Annotated in this window: 20 protein-coding genes; 13 read left to right on the top strand and 7 right to left on the bottom strand. The window is 68.5% G+C overall.

Annotation, left to right across the window (positions count from 1 at the left end; genetic code table 11):
- Positions 1-31 precede the first annotated feature (31 nt).
- The 4 genes from LXT13_RS00790 (at position 32) to LXT13_RS00775 (ending at position 5,240) form a co-directional block, all read left to right on the top strand.
- On the top strand, positions 32-1,294 hold the full coding sequence (locus LXT13_RS00790; RefSeq protein ID WP_233369696.1) for a rhamnogalacturonan acetylesterase: 1,263 nt from the start codon (positions 32-34) through the stop codon (positions 1,292-1,294).
- Positions 1,294-2,538: a serine hydrolase domain-containing protein gene (locus LXT13_RS00785; protein ID WP_233369695.1), complete on the top strand. Its 1,245-nt coding sequence runs from the start codon at positions 1,294-1,296 to the stop codon at positions 2,536-2,538. Before LXT13_RS00790 ends, LXT13_RS00785 begins: the two co-directional genes overlap by 1 nt.
- Before the next feature lie 195 nt (positions 2,539-2,733).
- Positions 2,734-4,563, top strand: coding sequence for a rhamnogalacturonan lyase B N-terminal domain-containing protein (locus LXT13_RS00780; RefSeq protein WP_233369694.1), 1,830 nt, complete (start codon positions 2,734-2,736; stop codon positions 4,561-4,563).
- A gap of 11 nt (positions 4,564-4,574) precedes the next feature.
- Positions 4,575-5,240 (top strand): hypothetical protein, encoded by a 666-nt coding sequence (locus LXT13_RS00775; protein WP_233369693.1) that lies wholly within the window; start codon positions 4,575-4,577, stop codon positions 5,238-5,240.
- A gap of 33 nt (positions 5,241-5,273) precedes the next feature.
- On the opposite strand, the gene LXT13_RS00770 is transcribed toward LXT13_RS00775, so the two are convergent.
- Together LXT13_RS00770 and LXT13_RS00765 are read right to left on the bottom strand one after the other, a co-directional pair.
- Positions 5,274-6,647 (bottom strand): FGGY-family carbohydrate kinase, encoded by a 1,374-nt coding sequence (locus tag LXT13_RS00770; RefSeq protein ID WP_233369692.1) that lies wholly within the window; start codon positions 6,645-6,647, stop codon positions 5,274-5,276.
- The gene (locus LXT13_RS00765) at positions 6,644-7,732 is read right to left on the bottom strand and encodes a DeoR/GlpR family DNA-binding transcription regulator (protein ID WP_233369691.1); all 1,089 of its coding nucleotides are present in this window, start codon (positions 7,730-7,732) and stop codon (positions 6,644-6,646) included. The genes LXT13_RS00770 and LXT13_RS00765 overlap by 4 nt, the downstream gene beginning before the upstream one ends.
- A gap of 237 nt (positions 7,733-7,969) precedes the next feature.
- Here LXT13_RS00765 and LXT13_RS00760 point away from each other — a divergent pair, with 237 nt between their 5' ends.
- From LXT13_RS00760 to LXT13_RS28355, 9 genes are all read left to right on the top strand, one after another.
- Positions 7,970-10,078, top strand: coding sequence for a bifunctional rhamnulose-1-phosphate aldolase/short-chain dehydrogenase (locus tag LXT13_RS00760; protein WP_233369690.1), 2,109 nt, complete (start codon positions 7,970-7,972; stop codon positions 10,076-10,078).
- A 20-nt stretch (positions 10,079-10,098) separates the two neighbouring features.
- Positions 10,099-11,394, top strand: coding sequence for an L-rhamnose catabolism isomerase (gene rhaI, locus LXT13_RS00755; RefSeq protein WP_233369689.1), 1,296 nt, complete (start codon positions 10,099-10,101; stop codon positions 11,392-11,394).
- Between the two features lie 10 nt (positions 11,395-11,404).
- The gene (locus tag LXT13_RS00750; protein WP_233369688.1) at positions 11,405-12,763 is read left to right on the top strand and encodes a glycoside hydrolase family 28 protein; all 1,359 of its coding nucleotides are present in this window, start codon (positions 11,405-11,407) and stop codon (positions 12,761-12,763) included.
- Between the two features lie 10 nt (positions 12,764-12,773).
- A complete protein-coding gene (locus tag LXT13_RS00745; RefSeq protein WP_233369687.1) occupies positions 12,774-13,097 on the top strand; it encodes an L-rhamnose mutarotase in 324 nt (107 codons plus the stop codon).
- On the top strand, positions 13,061-13,840 hold the full coding sequence (locus LXT13_RS00740) for a DUF6250 domain-containing protein (protein ID WP_233369686.1): 780 nt from the start codon (positions 13,061-13,063) through the stop codon (positions 13,838-13,840). The genes LXT13_RS00745 and LXT13_RS00740 overlap by 37 nt, the downstream gene beginning before the upstream one ends.
- The gene (locus LXT13_RS00735) at positions 13,837-14,850 is read left to right on the top strand and encodes a glycoside hydrolase family 43 protein (RefSeq protein ID WP_233369685.1); all 1,014 of its coding nucleotides are present in this window, start codon (positions 13,837-13,839) and stop codon (positions 14,848-14,850) included. The genes LXT13_RS00740 and LXT13_RS00735 overlap by 4 nt, the downstream gene beginning before the upstream one ends.
- Positions 14,847-15,623, top strand: coding sequence for an alpha/beta hydrolase (locus LXT13_RS00730; protein WP_233369684.1), 777 nt, complete (start codon positions 14,847-14,849; stop codon positions 15,621-15,623). The genes LXT13_RS00735 and LXT13_RS00730 overlap by 4 nt, the downstream gene beginning before the upstream one ends.
- Positions 15,624-15,704: 81 nt before the next feature.
- Positions 15,705-16,559 (top strand): hypothetical protein, encoded by an 855-nt coding sequence (locus LXT13_RS00725; RefSeq protein ID WP_233369683.1) that lies wholly within the window; start codon positions 15,705-15,707, stop codon positions 16,557-16,559.
- A 92-nt stretch (positions 16,560-16,651) separates the two neighbouring features.
- Positions 16,652-16,777, top strand: a complete 126-nt coding sequence (locus LXT13_RS28355; protein ID WP_255719194.1) for a hypothetical protein — start codon at positions 16,652-16,654, stop codon at positions 16,775-16,777.
- A gap of 86 nt (positions 16,778-16,863) precedes the next feature.
- On the opposite strand, the gene LXT13_RS00720 is transcribed toward LXT13_RS28355, so the two are convergent.
- From LXT13_RS00720 to LXT13_RS00700, 5 genes are all read right to left on the bottom strand, one after another.
- Positions 16,864-17,082 (bottom strand): PEP-CTERM sorting domain-containing protein, encoded by a 219-nt coding sequence (locus LXT13_RS00720; protein ID WP_233369682.1) that lies wholly within the window; start codon positions 17,080-17,082, stop codon positions 16,864-16,866.
- A 71-nt stretch (positions 17,083-17,153) separates the two neighbouring features.
- The gene (locus LXT13_RS00715; protein ID WP_233369681.1) at positions 17,154-18,059 is read right to left on the bottom strand and encodes a hypothetical protein; all 906 of its coding nucleotides are present in this window, start codon (positions 18,057-18,059) and stop codon (positions 17,154-17,156) included.
- Between the two features lie 148 nt (positions 18,060-18,207).
- Complete coding sequence (locus LXT13_RS00710; RefSeq protein ID WP_233369680.1) at positions 18,208-19,200, bottom strand: glycoside hydrolase family protein; 993 nt, start codon at positions 19,198-19,200, stop codon at positions 18,208-18,210.
- Entirely contained in the window at positions 19,197-21,029 is a 1,833-nt protein-coding gene (locus LXT13_RS00705) for a rhamnogalacturonan lyase (protein ID WP_233369679.1), read from the bottom strand. Before LXT13_RS00705 ends, LXT13_RS00710 begins: the two co-directional genes overlap by 4 nt.
- Positions 21,030-21,131: 102 nt before the next feature.
- Positions 21,132-24,323: a TonB-dependent receptor gene (locus tag LXT13_RS00700; RefSeq protein WP_233369678.1), complete on the bottom strand. Its 3,192-nt coding sequence runs from the start codon at positions 24,321-24,323 to the stop codon at positions 21,132-21,134.
- Positions 24,324-24,550: the final 227 nt, after the last annotated feature.

The following is a 24,550-nucleotide window of genomic DNA, read 5'->3' as shown; positions in this document are numbered from 1 at the left end:
TCACAACGTTGAACCCGCCACTGAATCGACGATGAAGCGATACGCCGCCCTGCTCGCCACCTGCCTGCTGGCCCAGACCGCCTGGTCTGCCGAGACCTGGCGTTTCGCCTTCGACGGCCAGGCCGCCGCAGGCGAGACCGCCGTCTCCGCCGACACGCTCTACAGCCGCGACAAGACATACGGCTATGAGCCCGCGGCACCGGCCAACGCCGCCCGCCAGCCGTTCTTCTTCTCGGTCGCGCTGCCCGAAGGCAACTACCGCGTGACCGCCACGCTCGGCGGGCCTGAACCCAGCGACACAACCGTCAAGGCCGAGTTGCGGCGGCTGATGTTCGACCGTCTCCAGTTGCCCGCCCACGCGAGTGCGACCCGCAGCTTCATCGTCAACATCCGCACGCCGGTCATCGCCGCCGTGCCGGGCGTCGAACCGGGCGCCGTCAACCTCAAGTCGCCGCGCGAAACCGTCGAGGAAGCCTGGGCCTGGGACGGCCGGCTGACGCTGGAGATCAACGGCGACCGGCCCGCGCTGAGGCGCCTGACCATCGAGCCCGTCCAGGTGCCCACCATCTTCCTGCTCGGCGACTCGACGGTGGCCGACCAGTCGCAGGAGCCTTATGCGAGCTGGGGTCAGATGTTCACGGCGCTCTTCAAGCCGACGGTGGCGGTGTCCAACCACGCGGAGTCCGGCGAGACCTACCGCGACTCGCTGGCGCGCCGGCGCATCGACAAGATCCTCTCGATGCTGCGCCCCGGCGACACGGTGCTGATGCAATTCGGCCACAACGACCAGAAGCAGCAGAAGGACGGTAGCGGCAACGCCCAGACCTACAAGGCCGAACTGCGCACGCATGCCGAACGCATCCTTGCGCGCGGCGGTGTTCCGGTCGTCCTGTCGTCGATGGAGCGGCGCAACTTCGACGTGCAGACGGGCCAGCTCAAACCGAGCCTGCTGGAGTACGCCGACGCCGCGCGCGCCGTCGCGACGGACATGAAGCTCGCGTTCATTGACCTCAACGGCATGAGCCGGCAGCTCTATGCCGCCCTAGGCGCCGAGCGCTCGCAGGCGATGCATCCGGTCAACGACGGCAGGCTCGATAACACGCATCACAACAACTACGGCGCCATGCAGCTGGCGCGTCTGGTGGCCCAGGGACTGCGCGACGCACATGTGCCGGCGGCCGGCGAGCTGCGCGATGATCTCGGCCCCATCGACCCCGCCAGGCCCCAGCCGCCCGAACACTTCAAACTGGCGGCAAGCCCCGGCTTCACCCACCAGCGACCGCTGGGCGACTGATGCAAAAGACCCTGCTCGCGGTGGCGCTCGCCTGCGCCACCCTCACCCATGCACCCGCTGCGACCGCGGCACCGAAGGCCGCGCAAGCCGTCAATGCCCAGGGCTTCTCGCCGGAGCGGCTGAAGCGGCTGGACGCCGCCATCGAGGAACAGATCGCCCACCACCAGCTCGCCGGCGGCGTGATGGCCGTGCTGCGGGACGGCAAGCCGGTGATCTTCAAGGCCTACGGGCAGCAGGACATCGAGAACGCCCGGCCGATGCGCACGGACACGATCTTCCGCATCGCGTCCATGACCAAGGCCCTGACGACCGTGGCGGCCATGATGCTGTACGAGGAAGGCCTCTTCCTGCTGAAAGATCCGGTGGCGCGCTACCTGCCGGCCTTCGCCAACGTACAGGTGGCCCTGCCCGGCGGCGGCACCGAGAAGCCACGGCGCCCGCTGACCATCCACGACCTGCTGACCCACACCGCCGGCATGAGCTACGGCGCCGGCCCCGCACAGGCGGCCTATGACGCAGCCGGCATGAAGGACTGGTACCTCCTCGGCAACGACGAAACGCTGGCCCAGTGGACAGATCGATTCGCCAGGCTGCCGCTGCAGGGCCAGCCGGGCGAGGCCTTCATCTACGGCTACGCGACCGACGTGCTGGGGCGGTTGGTGGAGGTGGTTTCCGGCCAGCCGCTGGACCAGTTCATCAAGGCCCGCATCACCGACCCGCTGCACATGGCCGACACTGGCTTCGCCGTGCCGCCCGAGAAGGCCGGGAGGCTGGCCAACGTCTACGGCCTGGAAGGCGGCCAGCTCAGGCTGCAGGAAACGTCGGCGAAGAGCGACTTCGTCAACGGCCCGCACAAGCTGATGTCCGGCGGCGCCGGCCTGGTGTCCACGGCCGGTGACTACACGCGCTTCCTGCAGATGCTGCTGAACGGCGGCGAGCTGGACGGCGTGCGCCTGCTGTCGCCCCAAACGATCGCGCTGATGACGGCGGACCACCTCCGCGACAAGGCGCGCAGCGACGGCGACGGTTTCGGCCTGGGCTTCTGGGTCAATGTCAGGCGCGGCGGCTTCAAGGAGCTGGGCAGTGAAGGTGCCTACGGCTGGGGCAGCGCCTACTTTCCGCAGTACGTCGTGGACCCGAAGGAGCGACTGGTCATCCTGTTCATGACGCAGCTACGGCCCGCCGGCAACTCGACGCTGAACCAGCGCATCAAGACACTGACCTATCAGGCGCTAATCCGGTAGACGTAACCGTCCATGCCACCACTGCGCCGGTTGCGACGGTGGCCGGGCATCGCTGAGCGCTGTCCCGATTCCCTCCTGTGCTCGACGCGCAAACGCTCAACCGGTTGAGTACACACCACTCGACCGGCTGCCTAGAGTCCGCGGCAGCTCGGGGCGAAGCGCCCCGGGTCGTGAACAACGACAACAGGAGACAACATGCACACGACAAGCTCGCGCCCGCCCTGGGCGCGCTGGCTGGCTGCGGCCTGCCTGGCCGCAGCGGCCCCGGCCGCGATGGCGGCCTTCAGCATCACCACCGTGCACGACGGTGGCAACCCCGCCAAGCCGCAATACATCGTCGACACCGACGCCGGCCTGCAATTCAAGGTACGCGGCTACGACAACGGCGCGAGCACCACATCGGCCGGCGACATCTCCAGCCTCGTCTACCAGGGCATCGAATACGCCGACCCGGCGCGCGGCACGCAGCTGAACTCCGGCGCCGACTGGCTCTACACCGGCGTCGGCGCGCTGGCCGTCAAGGCCGAGCTGGTCGACGCCAATGGCGTGGTGACACCGGCCTCCGCCGCCAACGGCGGCGTCGTCACCGGCAGCGACTACATCAAGATCACGCTGACCAGCACCAGCACCAAGGGCGGCGTGCTGACGCACTACTACCTCGCCAAGCGCGGCCAGCCCCACATCCACATGGGCACGCACTTCACCGAGGAGCCGGACGTCCACAACCTCGTGCGCTTCATCGCACGCGTGCCCATCGCCCGGCTGCCCAATGGCGGTCCCGCGGGCACGGCCGGCGGCCTCGTCATCTACAACGGCACCAGCTACTGGGCCGAGGACCTGCGCGGCACCAATGGCGCCATCGAGGCGAGCGACGTCTTCGGCTTCGCCAGCACCGATCCACGCTACGGCGAGTCGCGGTCCAAGCACTATTCCAACCGACGGCTGAAGGACTGGCAGATCCTAGGCGGTACGGGCCCCGGCGTGGGACTCTGGTTCTGGCGCGACAACCACGAGGGCGACTCCGGCGGTCCGTTCTACCGAAGCCTGCTGCAGCAGATCACGGACACGACGAACGAGCTGACCTACATGGTCAATTACGGCGAGGCGCAGACCGAGCCGTTCCGCCTGGGCGTGCTCAACACCTACATCCTGATGTTCACCAACGGCGCGGTGCCGACCGTGCGGCCCGACACCAGTTGGTACGGCGCGCTGGGCCTCGTGGGCTATGTGCCGCCGGTGGGCCGCGGCTCGGTCACCGTGGCGGGCCTCAACGGTCGCGTCGCGGGCGTGCCCTACGTGGCCGGCTTCGCCAACACCAAGGCGCAGTACTGGGTCGATGCCGATCCGGTAGACGGCCACTTCACGTCCGAAGGCATGCTGCCCGGCACCTACACGATGACGATCTACAAGGGCGAGCTCGAAGTGCAGACCGCCCAGGTCACCGTCACCGCCAACGCAAACTACGCGCTCAACCCCATCACCATCACGGCCGACCCGGCCGCGGCACCGGCGCTGTGGCGCATCGGGCAGTGGGACGGCACGCCGCAGGAGTTCATCAACGGCGACAAGCTGACCTTCATGCATCCGGGCGACGTGCGCATGGCCTCGTGGAACGTCGGGCCTTACGTGGTCGGCAGTTCGGTGCCATCCCTGCACTGGCCCGCCTACCAGTGGAAGGACGTCAACAACGGCCTGCAGGTGCAGTTCACGCTGAGGCGCGGCCAGAACGCGGCTCCGCTGCGGCTGCGCGTCGGCCTGACGGCCGACTACAACGGCGCCCGTCCGCAGGTCACCGTCAACAGCTGGAGTTCAGCCATCCCGCCGGCGCCCCCCAAGGTGTCGCGCAACCTCACGGTGGGCACCTACCGCGGCGTCAACCGCCTCTACACCTTCGACATTCCGGCCAGCCAGTTGGTCGTCGGCACCAACACGCTGACCATCAACACCGTCAGCGGCACCGGTGGCGCGAAGTTCCTCAGCCCCGGCATCGCATTCGACGCCATCGACCTGGTCCCCCTGCCATGACACTCCGCCCGATGAAGACCCTCACCGCCATGCTGCTGTCCGCGCTGATCGGTGCGCCGTGCCTCGCCGCCGTCGTGCAGACGACCGGCGCCGGCAGCGCCACCCCCGGCGCCAACCACGTGGCCTATGCGGCCGACTTCGAAGCCAACACGACGCTGTCCAGCCCCTGGCTGGAAGGCGGTCTGCAGTTCACGCACACGGGCGTGGCCAACGACAACGGCGGCTGCGGCTACGCCGGCGCAAACTGCGTGGACGCCGCCGCGGGTCAGGTCTATAGCGAAGCCTTCTCCGGCAACTACTTCGCCGCGACCGGCATGAATGCCTACGTAGACATCCGCAGCAGCGCCACGCCACTGCACGGCATCGAGTTCGCGGTGGACTCCGGCTACGCCAGCATCTACCTGCTGTGGCAGACTCTGCTGGACGGCGTGCAGACCGGCAGCGGCAAGGTGTCGCTCGGCGCGGCCGGCATCGGCGGCGTGCTGGGGCTGGCCGACGCGGCCGGCTTCAACGAGGTGCGCCTCTACGCGTTCGACAGCGCCGCCGACAACAGCGGCTACAGCGCGCCGGCCATCGACAGCGTGCGGGCCTTCACCGTGACGGAGCCGTCGGTCCTCGCGCTGGCGTCGCTGGCCGGCCTCAGCCTGCTGGCCGCACGCCGCCGCCAGCGCAGCTGACCGACGCTTGCCCGCCGCCGGCGGGTCGCGGACTCAGGCCGCGGCCCGCCAGGCGTCGCGGTAGGCGCGCCAGCCCGCGGGCTGCCAGGCGGGCACGGGCTCGGCGCTGGCCGCCGGCTGGCGACCCCGCGCCCCCAGCAGCCAGGCCCCGCAGGTCGTTCCGCTGCTGTCGTCGGACACGATGACCTTGCGGTGGTCCGCCAGCCCCGCCAGCAGCGGGCCGAACTCGCCATTGACCGTGAACGCACCTTCGACGATGACGCGGCCCCGGGCCCCCAGCGCCTCCAGGCAGTGGTCGGCCATCAGCGCGACATAGAGCGTGGCCAGCGCGGCCTGTTCGGCGGACGTCTCGGGCGCCAGGCCGACGATGCGGCCGGTGTGTCCGGAAAACGGCCCGCCCGTCTCGGCAAAGCAGGGCAGCGCCATCGTGCCCCGCGCGACGAGGCGCTCGACATCCTCACGCGTGAACGGCGCCGGCGGGTCGCCCGCGACCGCAGCGAACTCCCGCCCGCCCATGAAGCGCATGCAGGGCACCGCTTCGCCGAAGACATTGCAGTTGGCCAGCATGTCCTGCGACTCGACCAGCGGCCTCGTCGCCGAGCCCAGCGCCGCCGCGATGACCCAGGTGCCGGTGGACAGCACCGTGCACGGCCCGCTGGACTTCAGCAACAGCAGATGCCGCATCAGCGATGCATTGCTGTCGTGGACGCCGCAGACGATCTCGCAGCTCTCCGGCAGCCCGGTCCGCGCAGCAATGTCGGGGAGGATGCGGCCCAGCCTGGCCCAGGCATGCTGGCGTGGCGGGAAGAGCTGCTCCCACCCCAGCCGCTCCACCAGGCTGGACCAGCGTCCCACGGCCGGCCGCCACAGGTCGGTATGGCAGCCCAACGACGTGACTTCGCTGGCCGCCACACCGCAGAGCCGCCAGGCCCAGTACTGCGGATACATCAGCACATACCGCGCGCGGCCGAACTCGTCGGGGAAACGATGTTGCAGCCACTCCAGCTGCCGCCCGAGATTGAGCCCGCCTGGCAGCAGCGGCGAGCCGCTCTCATCGAACGCAGGCCGCAGCGCCGCATAACGCGCCGCATCGGCGGCATCGCCCGGCACATGCTCGTAGTCCAGCACCGGCAGCACGAGCCCCGCGTCGTCCACGAGCGCCGCGGTGGCACCGTGCGTGACGGGCACGAGGGTCCGCACATCTGCCAGCGATGCCAGCTCGCGCAGCTGGCCGAGCATCCAGGCCCACAGCCGTTCAGTGTCGTGGTGCGGGAAGGGGCCGTCGCGGCGCACTATGTTGGGCGTGCGCACTTCGGCCAGCGTCTTGCCGGCTGCGTCGATCAGCGTGAGCTTGGCGTTGGTCTTGCCGATGTCGAGGACGATCGTGCCCGGAACCGTCGGGCTCAAGAGTGCAGCCCCGCGTGATGGGGATAGTCGCCCGACTCTAAAACGGCCGCATAGTCATGCGAGCCCAGCGCCGAAGCCTGGGTCACGCGAGGGTCCACGTTTTCGGGCTCCACGGTGATGACGCGCACGCCGTAATGCTCCAGCAGCTGCACGGCGCCGTCGGACACGCCGGTGTCGGTGATGACCGTCGACACGCGGTTGAGCCCGCAAAGCACGAGACCCGCCTTGCGCTGGAACTTCGAGCTGTCCACCAGCACGATCAACTCCTCGGCCTGGCCGATGAGGCGCTTTTCCGCCTGGATCAGCAGCGGATCAGCCTCCATCAGGCCCAGGATGGACAGGCCGTAGACGCCCATGAACATCTTGGCCGCGTAGTGGTGCTGGGCCACGTCGTTCTCGAACGGGCTCAGTATGACGTTCTGCTCGCGGTAGACCTTGCCACCCGGCAGGATGATTTCGTTGTCGCTGGTGACGAGCAGCCGCTCGGCCATCAGGAAGGAATTCGTCAATATCTTCAGCTGCTTCTCGACGAGAAACTCCGCCATCATGAACGTGGTAGTGCCGCCGTTGATGATTATGGTTTCTCCGTCATTGCACATCGACGTCGCATAACGGGCGATGGCACGCTTGGCGGCCGCGTGCTGCTGGATATTGTTCTGGAATGTCTCGCTGGACAGCGTATAGGACTTCTTTTTCTGCTCCAGCCTTTGGGCGCCGCCGCGCGTGCGGGTCAACTGGTTTTTGGCGGCGAGCCATGAAATATCCCGCCGCACGGTGGCGGCTGATGCCGACAACCATTCCATCAATTGCTGGACACTGGCGTGCTCGCGTTCATCCAGCAGTTTGAGCAGGCGCTTGTGACGCTTGTGATTGATCATGGGAAACCCTTTGTCGGGCACCTGCCTGAGCGGCGGCGACCGTTGTCTCATCGTTGTATCGCCCCGCCCGTTGCGATGGGCGGACGTCGTCTTGGGCGGGCCGGCACAGGCCGATCCCCTGATCGCGGCGGCGGCGCACAGGCGCCGGCCGCGCTGCCACGCCTCTCCCCTGCAACTGCTCACGGCAGAGGTGAAACGAGGTTCCAAAGCCAGATTACGTCAGCCCCATGACAGGGTCAATCACGAAACGCTCATTAGCTTGATCGTTTCGTGAGCGCGGGCGTACCTGCGAGCGCATTCGCTCATCCTTTTGATTTACTGCGGGCGCCGCAGCCCAGCCCTGACGTTTGCGTCCACACTGCGGCCCGCTTACCCGCCGACAGCGGGCGCCGGCTGCATTCCCGCGGCCCGCACGACGATGATGAAACGACCACAGGCAAGCCGATGACCGCAAATTCTCCGACCTCCGCACCAGCCCCGATCACTTCGCTGTGGGACGACGCCGTGGCGGCCAAACTGAGTGAACCCGAATTGCTGCTGTACCGCTCGAATCTGCTGGGTTCCGATTTGCGCGTGACCAATTTCGGTGGTGGCAATACCTCCGCCAAAGTCCGGATGAAGGATTACCTCACCGGCGAGGATGTCGACGTACTGTGGGTCAAGGGCTCGGGCGGCGACCTGGGCAGTATCAAGCTGGATGGTTTCTCCACGCTCTACATGAACAAACTGCAGGCGCTCAAGCAGCGTTATCGCGGCCTGGAACATGAAGACGAGATGGTGGATTACCTGCCGCACTGCACGTTCAACCTGAACCCGCGCGCCGCGAGTATCGACACGCCCCTGCACGCCTACATCCCGAAGGCGCACGTGGACCACATGCACCCGGACGCCATCATCGCCATCGCCGCCTGCGCCGACAGCAAGCGGCTGACCGAGGTCATCTTCGGCGGCCAGCTCGGCTGGCTGCCGTGGCAGCGCCCGGGCTACGACCTGGGTCTGAAGCTGGAAGCGCTGGCCACCTCGCAGCCCCACCTGAAGGGCATCATCCTGGAAGGCCATGGCCTGTTCACCTGGGGCGACACGGCCAAGGGCTGCTACGAGACTACGTTGCAGATGATCCGCCTGGGCGAGCAGTGGCTGGCCGAGAACGTCAAGCAGCCGGTGTTCGGCGGTGTCAAGACGATCACGCTACCTTCTGAGGAGCGTGCCGCACTGGCCGCCAAGCTGATGCCCGCGCTGCGCGGCCGCATCAGCGCCGGCGAGCGCAAGCTGGGCGACTTCAACGACAGCGCCGCCGTGCTGGAGTTCGTCGCCAGCAACGATTTGCCCAAGCTGGCCGCGCTGGGCACCTCCTGCCCCGACCACTTTCTGCGTACCAAGATCCGCCCGCTGGTGCTGGACTTCGACCCGGCCAAGCCCGACGTCGACGCACTGCTGGCCGGCCTGGACCAGGCGCTGGAAGCCTACCGCGCCGACTACGTGGCCTACTACGAGCGCTGCAAGCGCGCCAACAGCCCGGCCGTGCGTGACGCCAACCCCGTCATCTACCTGATCCCCGGCGTCGGCATGCTGTCTTTCGCCAAGGACAAGGCCACCGCCCGCATCGCCGGCGAGTTCTATATCAACGCCATCAACGTGATGCGCGGCGCCAATGGCGTCGACACTTACGTGGGCCTGCCCGAGCAGGAAGCCTTCGACATCGAGTACTGGCTACTCGAGGAAGCCAAGCTGCAGCGCATGCCCAAGCCCAAGAGCCTGGCCGGTCGCGTGGCGCTGGTCACCGGTGGCGCCGGTGGCATCGGCCAGGCCGTCGCCCGCCAGCTGCTGCAGGAAGGTGCCTGCGTGATGCTGACCGACATCGACGCCGGCGCACTGGCCGAGGCCTATGCCAACCTCGTCAAGGTGGCGGGCAAGGACAACGTCGCCGCCGTTCAAGGCGACATCACGTCCGAGGCGGCGGTGGAATCGCTGCTGGCGGCCACGGCGTTGCGCTTCGGCGGACTGGACATCCTCGTGTCCAACGCTGGCATCGCCTCCTCTGCGCCGCTGGAAGACACGACGCTCGAGATCTGGAACCGCAACCAAAACATCCTCGTCACGGGCTACTTCCTCGTCAGCCGCGGTGCCTTCCGCCTGATGAAGCAGCAGAAGATCGGCGGCTCGATGGTTTTTGTCGCGAGCAAGAACGGCCTGGTCGCCTCGGCCGGCGCCTCCGCCTACTGCACGGCCAAGGCGGCCGAGATCCACCTGGCCCGCTGCATCGCGCTCGAAGGCGCGGGCGTCGGCGTGCGGGTGAACGTCGTCAACCCCGACGCTGTCATCCGCGGCTCGCGCATCTGGGACGGCAAGTGGAAAGAAGAGCGCGCCGCGTCGAACAAGATCGACGCCGACAACATCGAAGAGTTCTACCGTCAGCGAAGCATGCTCAAGCTCAGCGTGCTGCCGGAAGACATCGCCGAGGCCGTGTACTTCCTCGCGAGCGACAAGTCCGGCAAGAGCACGGGTAACGTCCTCAACGTGGACGCCGGCAACGCCGCTGCCTTCACAAGATAAGAGCCGGCCAGGAGACAGCTATGACACAACACCTCATCGACCCGACGCAGATCGAACACCACAACGCCACCCAGCGCGGCGCGCTGCAGGCCGACTACGACGCGCTGGGCGGCATGCTGTCGCGCCGCGGTGTGGACATCGAGGCCCTCACCGCCAGGGCGCAGGCCTTCGCGGTGGCCGTGCCGAGCTGGGGCGTGGGCACCGGCGGCACGCGCTTCGCACGCTTCCCCGGCAAAGGTGAACCGCGCGACGTGACCGAGAAGCTGGAAGACTGCGCCGTCATTCACCAGCTGACGTGCGCCACACCCACGGTGTCGCTGCACTTCCCCTGGGACAAGCCGAGCGACCCGAAGGCGCTGCGCCAGCAGGCCGACGCGCTGGGCCTGGGGTTCGATGCCGTCAACTCCAACACCTTTCAGGACCAGGCAGGCCAGGCCCACACCTACAAGTTCGGCAGCCTCACGGCCACCAGCGCCGCTGCCCGCGAGCAGGCCGTCGCGCACAACATCGACTGCATCGAGCTGGGCAAGACACTGGGTTCCAAGGGCCTGACCGTGTGGGTAGGTGATGGCGCCAACTTCCCCGGCCAGAGCAACCTGCGCGGCGCGCTGGAGCGCTACATCGACAGCGCCAAAGGCATCTACGCCGCGCTGCCGGCCGACTGGCTCATGTACATCGAGCACAAGCTGTTCGAGCCGGCGTTCTACTGCAGCGTCATCGCTGACTGGGGCACCAGCTTCGCGGTCGCCCAGACGCTGGGCGACAAGGCCAAGTGCCTCGTGGACCTGGGCCACCACGCGCCCAACACCAACATCGAGATGATCGTGGCGCGCCTGGCGCAGTTCGGCAAACTCGGCGGCTTTCACTTCAACGACAGCAAGTACGGCGACGACGACCTCGACTCGGGCTCCATTGACCCGTTCCAGCTGTTCCTCGTCTTCAACGAGCTGGCCGATGCCACGCTGCGAGACGGCACCTTCAAGCCGGCCTACATGCTGGACCAGTCGCACAACGTGACGGACCCGATCGAGAGCCTGATGAATAGCGCCGTCGAGGTGCAACGCGCATTCGTACAGGCCTCGCTGGTGGACCGCACGGCACTCGCCGGCTTCCAGGAGGCCAACGACGCGCTGCAGTCGGCCCAGGCGCTGAAAAAGGCCTTCCGCACCGACGTGAGCCCCATCCTTGCGATGGCGCGGCTGCGTTCGGGCGGCGCCATCGACCCGGTTTCGGCCTACCGCGCAAGCGGCTACCGCGAGAAGGTCGCCGTGAAGCGCCCGCCGAAGGCCGGCGCCTCGGGCAGCGGCATCGTCTGACGTGGAGCCAATGGCCTTCGGCGCCCGCGGTGACGGCATCACGCTGGACACGCAGGCGCTTCAGTCGGCCATCGACGCCGCGGCACGCGCGCGCACGACGCTTCGCGTGCCGCCGGGCAGCTACCTCACCGGCGCCCTCTTCCTGAAGAGCGGCATGACGCTGCAGCTAGAACGCGGCGCCACGCTGCTCGGCTCACCGCTGCTGGCCGACTATCCGCTGCTGCCCACGCGAGTGGCTGGCATCGAGATGCGCTGGCCGGCCGCGCTCGTCAACGTCTATGGCGAGCAGGACGTGGCGCTGACCGGCTATGGCTGCATCGACGGCGACGGCCAGGCGTTCTGGGACAGCTATTGGCGACTGCGTGCCGCTTACGAGGCACGCGGCCTGCGCTGGGCGGCGGACTACGACTGCCAGCGCCCGCGGCTGATCCAAGTGTTCGAGTCGTCACGCGTGACCGTCGGCGGCGGGCTGCTGCTGCGTCGCTCGGGCTTCTGGACACTGCACCTGTGCTACAGCGAGGACGTGACGGTCGACGACGTCATCATCCGCAACAACGAGGGCGGAGCGCGCGGCCCGTCCACCGACGGCATCGACATCGACTCCTCGCGCCGCGTAACCATCCGCCACGCCGACATCGCCGTGAACGACGACGCGCTGTGCCTGAAGGCCGGCCGCGATGCCGACGGCCTGCGCGTCGCGCGTCCGAGCGAGGACATCCACATCAGCGACTGCATCGTGCGCGAGGCCTCGGCCGGTGTCACCTTCGGCAGCGAGACCTCCGGCGGCCTGCGGCGCGTGCATGTCGAGCGCATCGAGGTGCTGTCCGGCGTGCCGGTGGGCGTGTTGTTCAAGTCAGCCCCGACCCGCGGCGGCCGCATCGACGACGTGCAGCTGAGCCACGTCACGCTGCATGGTGTGCCCACGGCGCTGCGCATCACGATGAACTGGAACCCTGCCTACAGCCGCGCGCAGATCCCGCCCACCGAGGCCGCCGGGGCGCCTCGGCACTGGCAGGTGCTCGCCACGCCGGTGCCGCCGGAGCAGGGACGCACGGAGGTCAGCGGCGTGCGCATCGATGCGCTGCGCGCGCGTGGCGCGGACGTCGCCTTCGAGGTGGACGCGCACGCCGAGGCGCCGCTGCGCAACTTCCGCTTCACCGACCTGGACATCCACGCCCGCCGCGGCGGCCACGTGCACGATGTGCAGTGCTGGCGCTTCACCAACAGCCGGCTGCAACTGGGCACACCCATCGCGCTGGGCGCCGGCACGACACTGCCCGGCCTGAGCGGCGAGCACTGGTTCACCGACCCCGCACTGCAGCGGCGCGACGTATCCACGCTAAGCCTGGCGCAGCAGGACGTTCTGTAGGAGACCACCGATGAGCGACGAGATTCGCGCTTTCAAGATGCAGCTCAAGCCCGGCGTCGTGGCCGAGTACAGGAAGCGCCACGACGAACTCTGGCCCGACCTCGCCGACGCATTGCGCAACGCCGGCATTCACGACTATTCCATCTTCCTGGACGAGAGCACGCTGAGCCTATTCGCCGTACTGAAGCTCAAGCCCGGCTACCCGATCGACGAGCTGCCCTTGCAACCCGTCATGCGCCGCTGGTGGGACTACATGGCGCCGCTGATGGAGGTGGAGCCCGACAACAAGCCGCGCCAATGGGCACTGCCGTCTGTCTTCCATTTCGCGGGCTGATCGGCGGGCCGATCGCTGCGCTGGCGCTGACGCTGCCCGCGCTGGCGCTGGCCTGGTGCGAGCCGCCGCGCGCGCTACAGCGCGTCGCCGCCGATGACTTCCGAGCCGGCCTGGCCCGCTGGCGACTGGAGGCCGAGGACGTCCGCGCCGTCGTCACCGCCACGGGCGGCGTGCTGGACATCGCCACGCCGGCCGGCCTGACGCTGTGGTGGCGCGAGCCGCTGTCGGGCGACTACGCCGTGCGGTTCACCGCCGTTGCGCTGCCTGCGCCGCCCGGCGCCGGCGCGCTCGCTGGCCGGCTGTCGGACCTCAACATGTTCTGGAACGCCACCGACACCGACGGCCAGCCGCCGCGCGAGCGCAGCGGCCGCTTCGCCGACTACGACAGCCTGCAGGCCTACTACGTCGGCTTCGGCGCCAACGGCAACACGACGACACGTCTGCGCCTGTACGGCGACGGCAGGCGCGAGCTGCTGGCTGGTCTTGCCGAAGGCACGGCCGCCGAGCCCGGTGAGGCGCCGATAACGCCGCAGGCGCGTCTGCACCTGGCCCGGCCGATGACCGTCGAGATCGTGTCGCGCGCGCCCACCGCCGACGACCCGGTTCACCTGCGCTGGCAGCTCGACGGTCAGCCGCTGTTCACGCGCGCCGACCCGGCACCGCGCCTTCGCGGCCATTTCGCGCTGCGCACGACCGCCAGCCGCCTGCAGATCCGCGACTTCGAAGTGCTGCAATGCCGATGACCGCCCTCACCCGACGCCAGGCGCTGGCCGCCACTGCGCTGATCGCCGCGGCGCGCCACGCCGCTGCGGCGCCCGCCTCCTGGCCCAACCCGCTGATAGAGCAGCGCGCGGACCCACAGATCACGCGCCACGGCGAGTGGCTCTACCTGATGGCCACCGTGCCGGACTACGACCGGCTGGAGCTGCGCCGGGCCCGCACCGTCGGCGGCCTCGCGACGGCGGAGCCACGGGTCGTCTGGCGCCAGCACGAGCGCGGGCCGATGAGCCGCCACATCTGGGCGCCAGAGCTGCATGCCCTCGACGGCCGCTGGTACATCTACTTCAGCGCCGGCGAAGCGGCTGACCCCTGGAAGATCCGCCTGTGGGTGCTGGAGAACACATCGCCCGACCCGATGCTGGGCGAATGGACGGAGCGCGGCAACCTGCACACGCAGTGGGACAGCTTCACGCTGGACGCCACCGTCTTCGAGCACCGCGGCCAGCGCTACCTGGCTTGGGCACAGAACGACCCTTCCACGGGCCACCACGGCACCGACCTCTACCTGGCGCGCATGGCCAGCCCCACGGCGCTGACTGGCCCGCAGGTGCGGCTAAGCCGGCCCGACTTCGCCTGGGAGCAGGTGCGCCACCGCGTCAACGAGGCGCCGGCGGTGCTCGTCCATGGCGGGCGCGTCTTCATGAGCTACTCGGCCGCCGGCACCGGCGCGGAGTACTGCATGGGCCTGCTGTGGGCCGATGCCGACGCCGACTTGCTTGACCCGGTCAGCTGGCGCAAGTCGCCCGGCCCGGTCTTTTCCAGCAGCGCGGAGAACGGCATCTACGGCCCCGGCCACAACAGCTTCCTCGTCGAACCCGACGGCAGCGTGCTGAACGTCTTCCATGCGCGCAACTACCGCGACATCACCGGCGACCCGCTGAAAGACACCGGCCGCGCCACGCGAGTGCAGCCGCTGCGCTTCACGCCGGACGGCATGCCCGACTTCGGCGTGCCGCTGCCGGAGGGACGATGACCGTCATCGCCCTCTCCGATGGCGCGCCCAACACGTTCGACGGCACGGCGCCCGACCGCGTCTGCTGCCGGCCGACGCGCGCCGAGCTGCATGCCTTTCCGTCGCCCACACCGGCGCGCGGCCGGGCGCTGGTGTACGCGGGCGGCGGCTACCTGCGCCTGATTCACGACAAGGAGGGCGTCGAGATCGCGCAGTGGCTCAACACGCTGGGGCTGGACGCCTACGTGCTGGTGCACCGCCTGCCCGGCCAGGACGGTCATCCCTTCGACACCGCGCTGCAAGACGGCCTGTGCGCGCTGGCCCACCTGGCCGCGCTGCCGCCGCTGCCGCTGCTGCACGTGGGCCTGTCGTCCGGCGGCCACCTGGCCGGCGTGATGGCCTGCCAGCCCACGCCGATGACGGTGGCAGGCGCCGTCATCGCCTACGCACCCCTCAACGCCAACCACCGCGACCACAAGGCGCCGCGGGGCAAGCCAGACTACCCGCCGCCCGAGAAGCAGGCGTTCTACGACGCCTGGCCCATCGGCATCGCCGGCGAGCCGCACGGCCTGCCACGCTGCCCGGTTTTCCTCGCCTATGCGCTGCACGACACCGTCGTGCCCGTCGACCATGCGCTGAACCTGCTAAAGGCCGCCCAGGCGCACGGGCTGGACGTCGAGGCGCATCTGTTCCCGCAGGCCGAGCACGGCTTCGCACTGCGCCAGCGCGGCGGCACGCATGACCAGTGGCCGACGCTGGCCGCGCGCTGGATGGGTGACCGCCTGGGCCGCTGAAGGCACCGCCCGCGCGCGGCTCGCCAGCGGGGTGCCGAACTTCGCTTAATCTGCGCCGCTGGTCACCTCAACGAACCTGGCATGCAGCAAGCGATCTACACGTGGGAAGACTACCGGACGACCGTGCGCGAGTACGAGGCCGTACTGGAGCACGCCAAGGCGGTGTCGTCAGCCGTACTCGCCGAACCGGCCGCCGCGAAGCACGCGCGCTACGGCGAACAGATCTTTCTGAAGCTGCTGTCCCACTGCATGGCACTGCACACGCTGGCGGCCGACGGCAACCGCCGTGGCGGCCGGGCGCTGTGGGACGTGCCGACGATGAGCGCTGCCGCGCGCTGCGTTGTCGAGACACACGACGCCTTCGAATACATCGCGGGCCACGACGTGCCGGCGCCGGAACGGGAGTTCCGCATCCAGCTGTGGGAACTGCACGACCGCGCCCGTCAGCTCAAGCTGACGGGCGACGGCAGCGCGGCGGTGTCCCAGCAGGACGCGTTGCGCGCCGATCTCCGCAAACGCCAGCTGGCGCTGGAAGGCCATGACTTCTTCGCCGCGCTGCCCCTGGAGCTGCGTGCCGAACTGCGCCGCCGCATGGTCGCCGGCGACCCACCGGCCTTCCACATCAACCAGCGCCAGCGCTGTGCGCTCAGCGGCGTGGACGCCGACTGGCACAACGCCGTGTCGGTGGAGTTGTCGCAATACGTGCACACGCTGCCGTTTGCCGTCGAGCGGCTGTTCCAGCTGCCGCCGGCCTCGCCGGAAGCCGTGCGCCTGATGGCCATGCCGTTGCAGGCAGCCCTGCCACTGCTCGTGCGCGTCACGCAGGCCACGGTGCGCCTCGTGCCCGGCAGCACGCCCGAACCGCCCAGCCGCACGGCCCGCACGATGGCGGCCTGGAGGGCGCTGGCCGAAGGCGCGCAGCATTCAACGCCTTGAGGGCATGCAGCCCCCGCCGGGATCCCGCAGTCGCTTCAGTCGGGCCTGGGGTTCGCCGCGGTGGCGACGACAAAATGTTGAGGAGACCCTCCATGGAACCCGACCCGCACCGTGTACGCACGGCTCTGCGCGCCCTTACCCTGGCCGCGTTCGGCGGCCTGAGTCGTTCGTTCGGCCCCACGGCTAGCGACGTCACCGACGCCAGCGGCCATTTCTGACCATCGGCACCGATCGGCACTGAAAGCGAGCCCGAAGCCGGCCCTGTCGTTCACCACCCGGCAGCGGGCGGCATGCGGGCTCACCGTCAGCGTGAGACGCGGCGCCGCGCCAGGCCCAGCACTGCCAGGCCGGCCAGCGCCAGCGAGGCCGGTTCTGGCACTGTGACGCCAGTGCTCACGGAACCGGCGGTGATCAACCGGGTGATGTCGAACGCATTGCCGGCGTTGAAGTCGAACGAGGTCAGCACGTCGCCGTCGGTCACGAAACCGATGAAGTTCACGTCAACGCCAGTGTTGACGGGCATGATCAAGTCGAACACATCCCCGGTGTTGAGCGTGCTTCCACTTCACGAAGACGCGCCGACGGCGGGGACGGTCACGGCGCGGGCTTCGCAGCGACGGGACAGCGGCTCTGGATCTCGGCGAAAAGGCGGGCCACCTCGGCGGGGTCGGCCTCGGCCGGCGGCTTGAAGCGCTCCATCAGGTGGCTCAGCACCGCCTCGGGGAGGGGGCCGGATGCGGCCTTCTGCATCGATTCAATCAGCCGGGCCCCGCCGGCGCGCTCCCATTCGCGCAGCGCCCCTACCTCGTTGGGGGGGAGCAGCTGCGGATACCGCCGCGCCAGCAGTGCCAGCTGCGACAGCGATGGGCGGTCGCAGTCCCAGGCATCGCGGCGCAGTGCCGGGACGAGGTCGGGCTCGGCGGCCAGGTCGAGATTGCTGCCCAGCGCGCTCATCAACGCTGCGGCTGCCCCCTTGTCGCCCTCGGCAACGCTGCGCCGCAACAGCGGCACCAGCTGTGCACGCGATGCTGCATCCACGGCCTGGCAGGCGGGCGCTTCCATGTCGAGCAAGGCGGTCAGCCGGGTTTTGGTGATGTCGTCGACTTTCATGGGCCCGCCGGCTTTCAGCCGCTCACGCATCTGGTCCAGCATCTCGCAGCGCTTGATGAGCTGCGCCGCCTTACCGGCCTTGCCAGGCTCGTTACTGCTGATGGCGAACTGGATGTCGCGCTGCAGACGCATCACGTCGGGCGGCGGTTTCAAGAAGGCCTCCCGGGCAGGCTCGGAGGCCGGCGCTTGGGAGGCCGCCGGCAGCGTCGGGAGCGCCGGTAGCGGCGCGGATGCAGGCCCAGCTTCGGGCAGCGCAGGTGCGGCCTGGGCGGCCGGTGGCAGCGCTGGCACCTGCTCGCCGCCGGCCTGCCCGGCGATCAAGCGCCAGGCCAGCACGCCCAGGCCGATCAGCGATGCCAGCCAGATCAACATGCGCGAAAGCGTGGTCATGTAGCGTGGGAAAGGTGGGGCGGCAACTCGGGCGGACTATGGCATCGCTGTCCATGCACCAAGACGCTAGTTTTCCCTTGAGGCGTGGCCCCGCCAGGCATCAGCTCGGCGCGATCGAACATCAGGCTGCTTTGAACGGCGACGATCGTCAACGCGAGTGGAACGCCTGCCGCAGATCCGGCGGCGGCGCGTTGCGGTCGACGGTCAGCCAGCCGTCCTTGACCTGCAGCTCCGCCACCTGGATGACGGTGCGCTGGTGCCAGCGCTCGTCCGTCTCCGCCTCAGGCTCGCCGCCCTGATGCACAAAGTAGAAGAGGAAGGCCCGGCCGTCGACGACGGTGACGCCCGGGTGCTGGCCCTTGGCGCGGTCGGTGGGATGCCGACCTGTGCCGGCGAGCAGCCGCGCCGGCTGCTCCTGCCAGTACAGCGCGTCGTCGGAACGCAGCACCAGCAGGCCCTTCCACAGGTCGGCCACCAGCCACCAGTGCCCGGCAAACTGGAACACCGTCGGCCCCTCGCCGGGCAGCGGGCTCACCGACTCGCGCACGGTCCAGGTCTTCAGGTCCGGGCTGTCAGCCACCTTGAGCTTGCTGCCGCCCTGCTCGTCCTTGAACCACAGACGCCAGCCGCCCTGCGGTGCGCGGATGACGGACGCGTCGATGACCTTGGGCGAGCCCAGGTCGGCATTGCCTGCACAGGTCCAAGTGCGCAGGTCGGTGCTGGTCAGGTGCTCGATGCGGCGCTCGCCGGTCCAGCGTTTATGGATGCCGGGCACGATGGTCAGCCACAGGTGGTAGACGCCGTCGAAGTCCTGGATCTCCGGCGCCCACAGCGTAGCGCCGGTGCATTCGGCCGGGAAGCTCGCCGCGCCGGCCGCGTGCCAGTGGTTGCCGTCGTCCGTCGTCGCAATGCCGATAGGCGTGCCGTGCACCCAGCTGACGTCCTTGGGGTCGTCCAGCCGCAGCGTCGCGCGGCGGTTCGTGTAGAACATTTCCCAGCGCTTCAGGCCGCGGTTGAAGACCAGCGACACGTCGGCCGCGCCGTCCAACACGGGGTCGCGGTACAGCGGGCGCGGCGCGGGCTCGACGCTGGCGCAGCCGGCCAGCGCGGCGAGCATCCACAGGGTAGCGGCGAGCTTCACGGCGTCGTTATCGGCAGGTAGCGTGGCGGCTTCATGGCGGCGCCAAGGTGGTAGCTGGTGTGCGGCGGCTGGTTGTAGCCGGCGTTCTGGGCGGCGACCTGCACGCGGTACTGCGGGTCGTGCATGAGCGTGACGAGCCGGTGTTCGGTCGGCGTCGTTGTCGAGAACACCAGCAGTGCGGTGCTGTCCTCGTTGCGCCAGACGACTTCCTCGCGCCAGTCGCCGAACAGGTCGGCCGACAGCACGGGCGTGCCCTTGGTGCCGTTGTTGGACGCGGCGCCGTATTGCCTGCCGTTCAGCAGGTTCTCGAACTTGAACGTCGCCGGGTTCCACTTGTCGATGGCCACATGGTCCAGCGACTCGCGCAGAAGGTCGCCGTCCCACCAGACGGCGAAGTTCATGCGGTTGGGATGTCGCTCGCTGATACGCTGGCCCCCGGCGCTCATCAGGCCGCCGACCGAACCCCAGCATTCCGCGCCCGGCCAGGCGGGGTCAATGTCGAAGCAGACGCCGCGGCCCACGTCGGTGTTCTGACCGGACATGCTCCACAACACCCGGCCGGTGGCTGCATCGTGCATCTCCAAGCCGTGCTCGCCGTAGCAGCGCGGGCTCTCGTGGACCATGAACACCTGCTGGCCCTCGCGCTCAGGGTCGAAGGCGCTGACATGCAGCGCATCGCCATGGCACAGGCCCGTGCTGTACAGCAGCCTGCCGGTGCCGGAGATCGTCGCGGCGCCGTAGACGATGTCGTCCAGGCCATCACCGTTGACGTCGGCGACCGAGAACCAGTGTGCGCCCTGCCCGGCGACGGGCTTGCTGGCCTCGTCGGCGTCGCTGTCGAACACCCAGCGCTGCGTCAGCTTGCCGTCACGCCAGTCCCACGCGGCGATGACGGCGCGCGTGTAGTAGCCGCGCGAGAACACGGCACTGGGCCGCTGGCCATCAAGGTAGGCCACGCCGGCGAGGAAGCGGTCGACACGGTTGCCGTAGCCGTCGCCCCAGGCGGCCACATCGCCACGGGCGGGCACGTAATTCGTCGTCGCCATCGCGGCACCAGTGCGGCCGTTGAAGACAGTCAGGAACTCCGGTCCGGCCAGCACATAGCCGGCCGCGTTGCGGTGGTCGGCGTGGGCGTCGCCGATGACGTGGCCCTGGCCGTCCACCGTGCCGTCGGCCGTCTTCATCATGACTTCGGCCTGGCCGTCGCCGTCGAAGTCGTAGGCCAGGAAGCTCGTGTAGTGCGCACCGGCGCGGATATTGGGCCCCAGGTCAATGCGCCACAGCCGCGTGCCGTCGAGTCGGTAGGCGTCCAGCAGCGTCGGCCCGGTGTGGCCCTTGTGCGAGTTGTCGTGCGCGTTGGTGGGCTGCCACTTGACGATGAGCTCGTACTGGCCGTCGCCGTCCAGGTCAGCGGCCGAGCCATCGTTGGCCTCATAGTTGTAGGCAACGCCATCGGGCGAGACGCCGCCCGGCGGCTTCTGCAGCGGGACGCGCAGGTAAGGCTGGGCCCACGGCAGGGCCCCAGCGGAAGCCGGCAGCTGCTGGCCGCCAACTACGGCGCGGACGGTGTAGATGCTGTCCGGCCGGCCGTCGCGGTCGGACAGGTTCGTCGACACCTGCGGCTCGGCGTTCACGCGCCGGCCGTCCCGATAGACGTTGAAGCGCACGCCCGCCGGCTCGGTGCCCAGCAGCCGCCAGCTGACGAAAACGCCCGCTGGCGTCTGCAGCGCGACGAGGCCGCGGTCCAGCCTTTCCATCTGGCGTGGTGCCGCCGGCGCGGCCATTGCGGCGCCCGCCAGCAGCAGTCCGGCGAAGAATCGGATAAACATGCAAGTCGTCATGGCGTCACCACAAAAGGCCATGGCCCCTCGCGGGGCCATGGGCGCCGTGCCGGAGCACGGCGACTGCGTCGGCCCGGCGGGGCCCCGGCGTCAGAGCTTGTAGCTCACGGTCAGGAAGTAGCGCCGGCCAGACCACGCCAGCTCGTTCGGCCGCGTCAGGTCGCCCGCGTACGTCAGCTCGGCCTGGTCGGTCAGGTTCTTGCCTTCCAGCGCGACGGTGAAGTTGTTCGTCAGGCGCAGCTGCACCTTGGCGTCCAGGTAGGCCGTCTTGTCGCGGAAGTTCGGGTTGCCGGTGACGTCGTTCGTGCCGGTGTAGTACTTGTCGCGGAAGTGATAGGCCAGGCGGGCGTTGACCATGCCCTGGTCGTACCAGACGCCCACGTTGTAGGCGTTCTTGGACATGCCGGGATAAGGCAGCACCGAGCCGTCGAGCGTGTTGATGAGCTCCTTGCCCGCGCGGTACTTGAAGTTCATGCGGGTGTAGTTCAGGTCCACGCCGAAGCCGCTGGCCCAGCCGGGCAGGAAGGTCAGCGCCTTGCGCGCGGCCAGTTCGACACCCTGCGTGATGGCGCCTTCGCCGTTGGCCCACATCGTGACGTCGTAGAGCTTGCCGTCGCCGAAGAAGTCCACGCTCGGGAAGATGACCTTGGCCGGCAGCACGTAGCTCTTGATGTCGTTGCGGAACAGGCCCACGCTGAACTGGTCACCCTTGTTCGGGTAGTACTCGAAGCTCAGGTCGTACTTGTTGGCGCGGTAGGGCTTGAGGCCGGGGTTGCCGGCCGAGCAGTCGTCGATGCCGTCGCCGCCGTGCTGGAGATCCGAGCCCTGGCCCTGCGTGCAGCTCACGTTGGGCGCAATCTGCGACAGGTTGGGACGGGACATGACCTTGCCCCAACCGAATCGGGTGATGAACTTGCCGTCCAGGCCCGTGGCCGACACATTGAAGCTCGGCAGCACGTCGTTGTAGGTGCGGTCCAGCGTGAGGATGTCCGTGGCGTTGCCGGAGACGTCGAACTGCCCCGACGTGGCGTTCCACACCGCCATCTTCATATTGCTGGTGCCGGTGGCCTTGACCTTGGTGCGGGCATAGCGCGCGCCGAAGTTGCCGTCGATGGGCAGCCCCCACAGCTCGGTGTCGAAGTCCAGCCGCAGGTAGCCGGCGGCGACGTTCTCGCGGATGTCGAAGGCCGGCAGCTGCGGGTAAGTCTTGCCGTCGGACGCCGGCGACTCGTAGAGGTGGCCGAAGTTGAACAGGCTGGTATCGAAGGACTTGGCCGCCACGTCGTAATTGGGCGACAGCCAGCCCGCCGGATAGCCGGACACGCCATAGCCCGAGAAGAAGCCGCTGCCGCCGGTGGGCTGCAGCACCGAGCCGGCCAGCGCCGCCATCGTGGCCTTGTCGACGTACTTCGTGTAGTTGTACGGGTTGGCGTAGGTGTTCGTGGTGGCCGGTGCGAGCGCGGGCGCCTGGCGGTCGTAGATCAGCGCGCCGTTGACGTTGCTGGTCATCGTCAGCACGTCGTCGGCGGTGGACGCAGTCGCCCCGTTGCTAACCACGCGCTGGCCGCCACCGTACTGCTTGGAGTGCTTGGACGTGATCTGGCCGCCGAACCACAGCCGGCTCAGCAGCGGCACCTCGGAGATGGCGCGCTGGAAGTCCAGCTTGGCGGTGTTCTCCGAGTCGTTGGTGACGCTCGGGCGGTACTGGATGTCGGCGCGGAAGTAGGAGTTCGGGTCGGCCGGGTCATAGCCTGCCGGGAACGTGAAATGCGGCAGATGCTGGTCGTCCAGCGAAACCTTCAGGCCCGGGGCGCTCATCGCCATCGAGATGTTGTTCGTCTGGTTCTCGTAGTCGGCCTTGGCCGCACCTGCCATGCCTTCGATGATCCAGAGGTCGTCCTTGTAGCGGGCGCCGGTGCGCAGGTAGCGCGACTTGATGTCCAGCGCGAAGTCCCGAGCGGATGTGCTGAAGGCGTTGTAGCCGCCCAGCGCGCCGTTGCTGTTGGACTCGGCATACATGCAGTCGCCCACCGTGTAACCGGTGACCACGTGGTTGTCGAAGGTCATGCCGGCCGGCGTGGCCGTGGCCGACGGCGCACCGCAGGTGCCGGCCGTCTTGACCGAGCCGTCGGCGTTGTAGACCGGCGCCTTGCCGCCGGCGGCGGTGGCCAGGCGGTTCTGCGCGGCCCGCAGTGACGCCGCGTTGTTCGCGTTGTTGCCGAGGCTCGTGCCGTAATTGCGGTCGTTCAGGCGCTGGTTCTGCGTGTTGGCCTGGTAGCTGATCTCCGCGTCGAAATTGCTGGAGAACTTGTACTGGGCCGCCAGTTCCGCCGTGGAGCGCTTGTGGTCACGCGTCCAGATGCCCACGCGCGGCGTGTTAGGCGCGTAGTCGTACCACTGCTGGTCGCAGGCGGTCTTGCTGGCGCCGGTGAGGGCGCTGCATCCCGCCGGCGTCGTGACGGCGGCAGCCGCCGTGTCCAGGCTGTTGCGCGTCTTCTCCGGCGAGTTGTCCCAGTCGCGCAGGAAGGTCCAGCCGGTGTTGCGGGCGAAGTCGCCGCGCGTGTAGACCTTGTCGTAGACGAGGTTGGCCATCAGCCCCAGCTTGCCGCCGAGGAACTTGTCGGCCGCCAGTAGCGACCCGCGTGGCTGCAGGCCGCCGCGCAGCGACGCCTGCTCGCCGGACAGCGTCACCGCCACCGTGCGCTTGGCGAAGTCCAGCGGCTTGCGCGTGTTGATGCTGACCGTCGCGCCGACGCCGCCTTCGGTCACGTTGGGCAGCACGCCCTTGATGACGTCAATGGAGGCGATCAGCTCGGATGCCAGCTCGCGCAGGTCGGCCCCGCGGCCACCGGTGCCGCTGGTGTTCAGCACCGACATGCCGTTGATCTCGATGCGGTTCAGGTCGGGCTCAACACCGCGGATGGACACCTGCGTGCCCTCGCCGAAGTCACGCGTGAGCTGCACGCCGGTGACGCGAGACAGCGCCTCGCCGACGTTCTTGTCGGGGAACTGATCGACGTCTTCGGCGACGATGCTGTCGGTCACGGCGGCGGCCGTGCGCTTGCGCTCGATGGCGCTCTGGATGGAGCGACGGATGCCCGTCACGACGACGGTTTCGAGCTGGTTTTTGTCCTTGTCGTCGACCTTGGCGGCGGTCGGCTTCTGCTCGGCCGCGGGGGCAGCCTCCTGCGCCCGAGCCTGGCCGGCAAGCGCGGCAGAAACGGCCAAAGCCAGCGGCGTCCAACGAAGTGCGGGTGTGCCGCCCCAACTGTTCTTCAGCATTTTGTTTGTCTCCAGGATATTGCTGTGGCGCGCACTTCATATCGCGCACCGAAACTACACGCAGCTCAGTCTAGGGGTGGCGTTCACGCCGCGTTCACGTCGCCGAAAAGAATCACGACGATGATTGCTTCGGCTCGCGTAAACCCTGACCTGCGCAGTTTCCGCTCAAGCAACTGATTGGTTTGACAAGGGAAATCACTCAGCCACTAGTGCCGCAAGCGCGCCTG

It is taken from the genome of Pelomonas cellulosilytica, assembly GCF_021353265.1.
GTDB lineage: Bacteria > Pseudomonadota > Gammaproteobacteria > Burkholderiales > Burkholderiaceae_C > Pelomonas > Pelomonas cellulosilytica.
The sequence above is the reverse complement of the archived record's forward strand: the minus strand, read 5'-3'. Positions and strand labels throughout refer to the sequence as shown.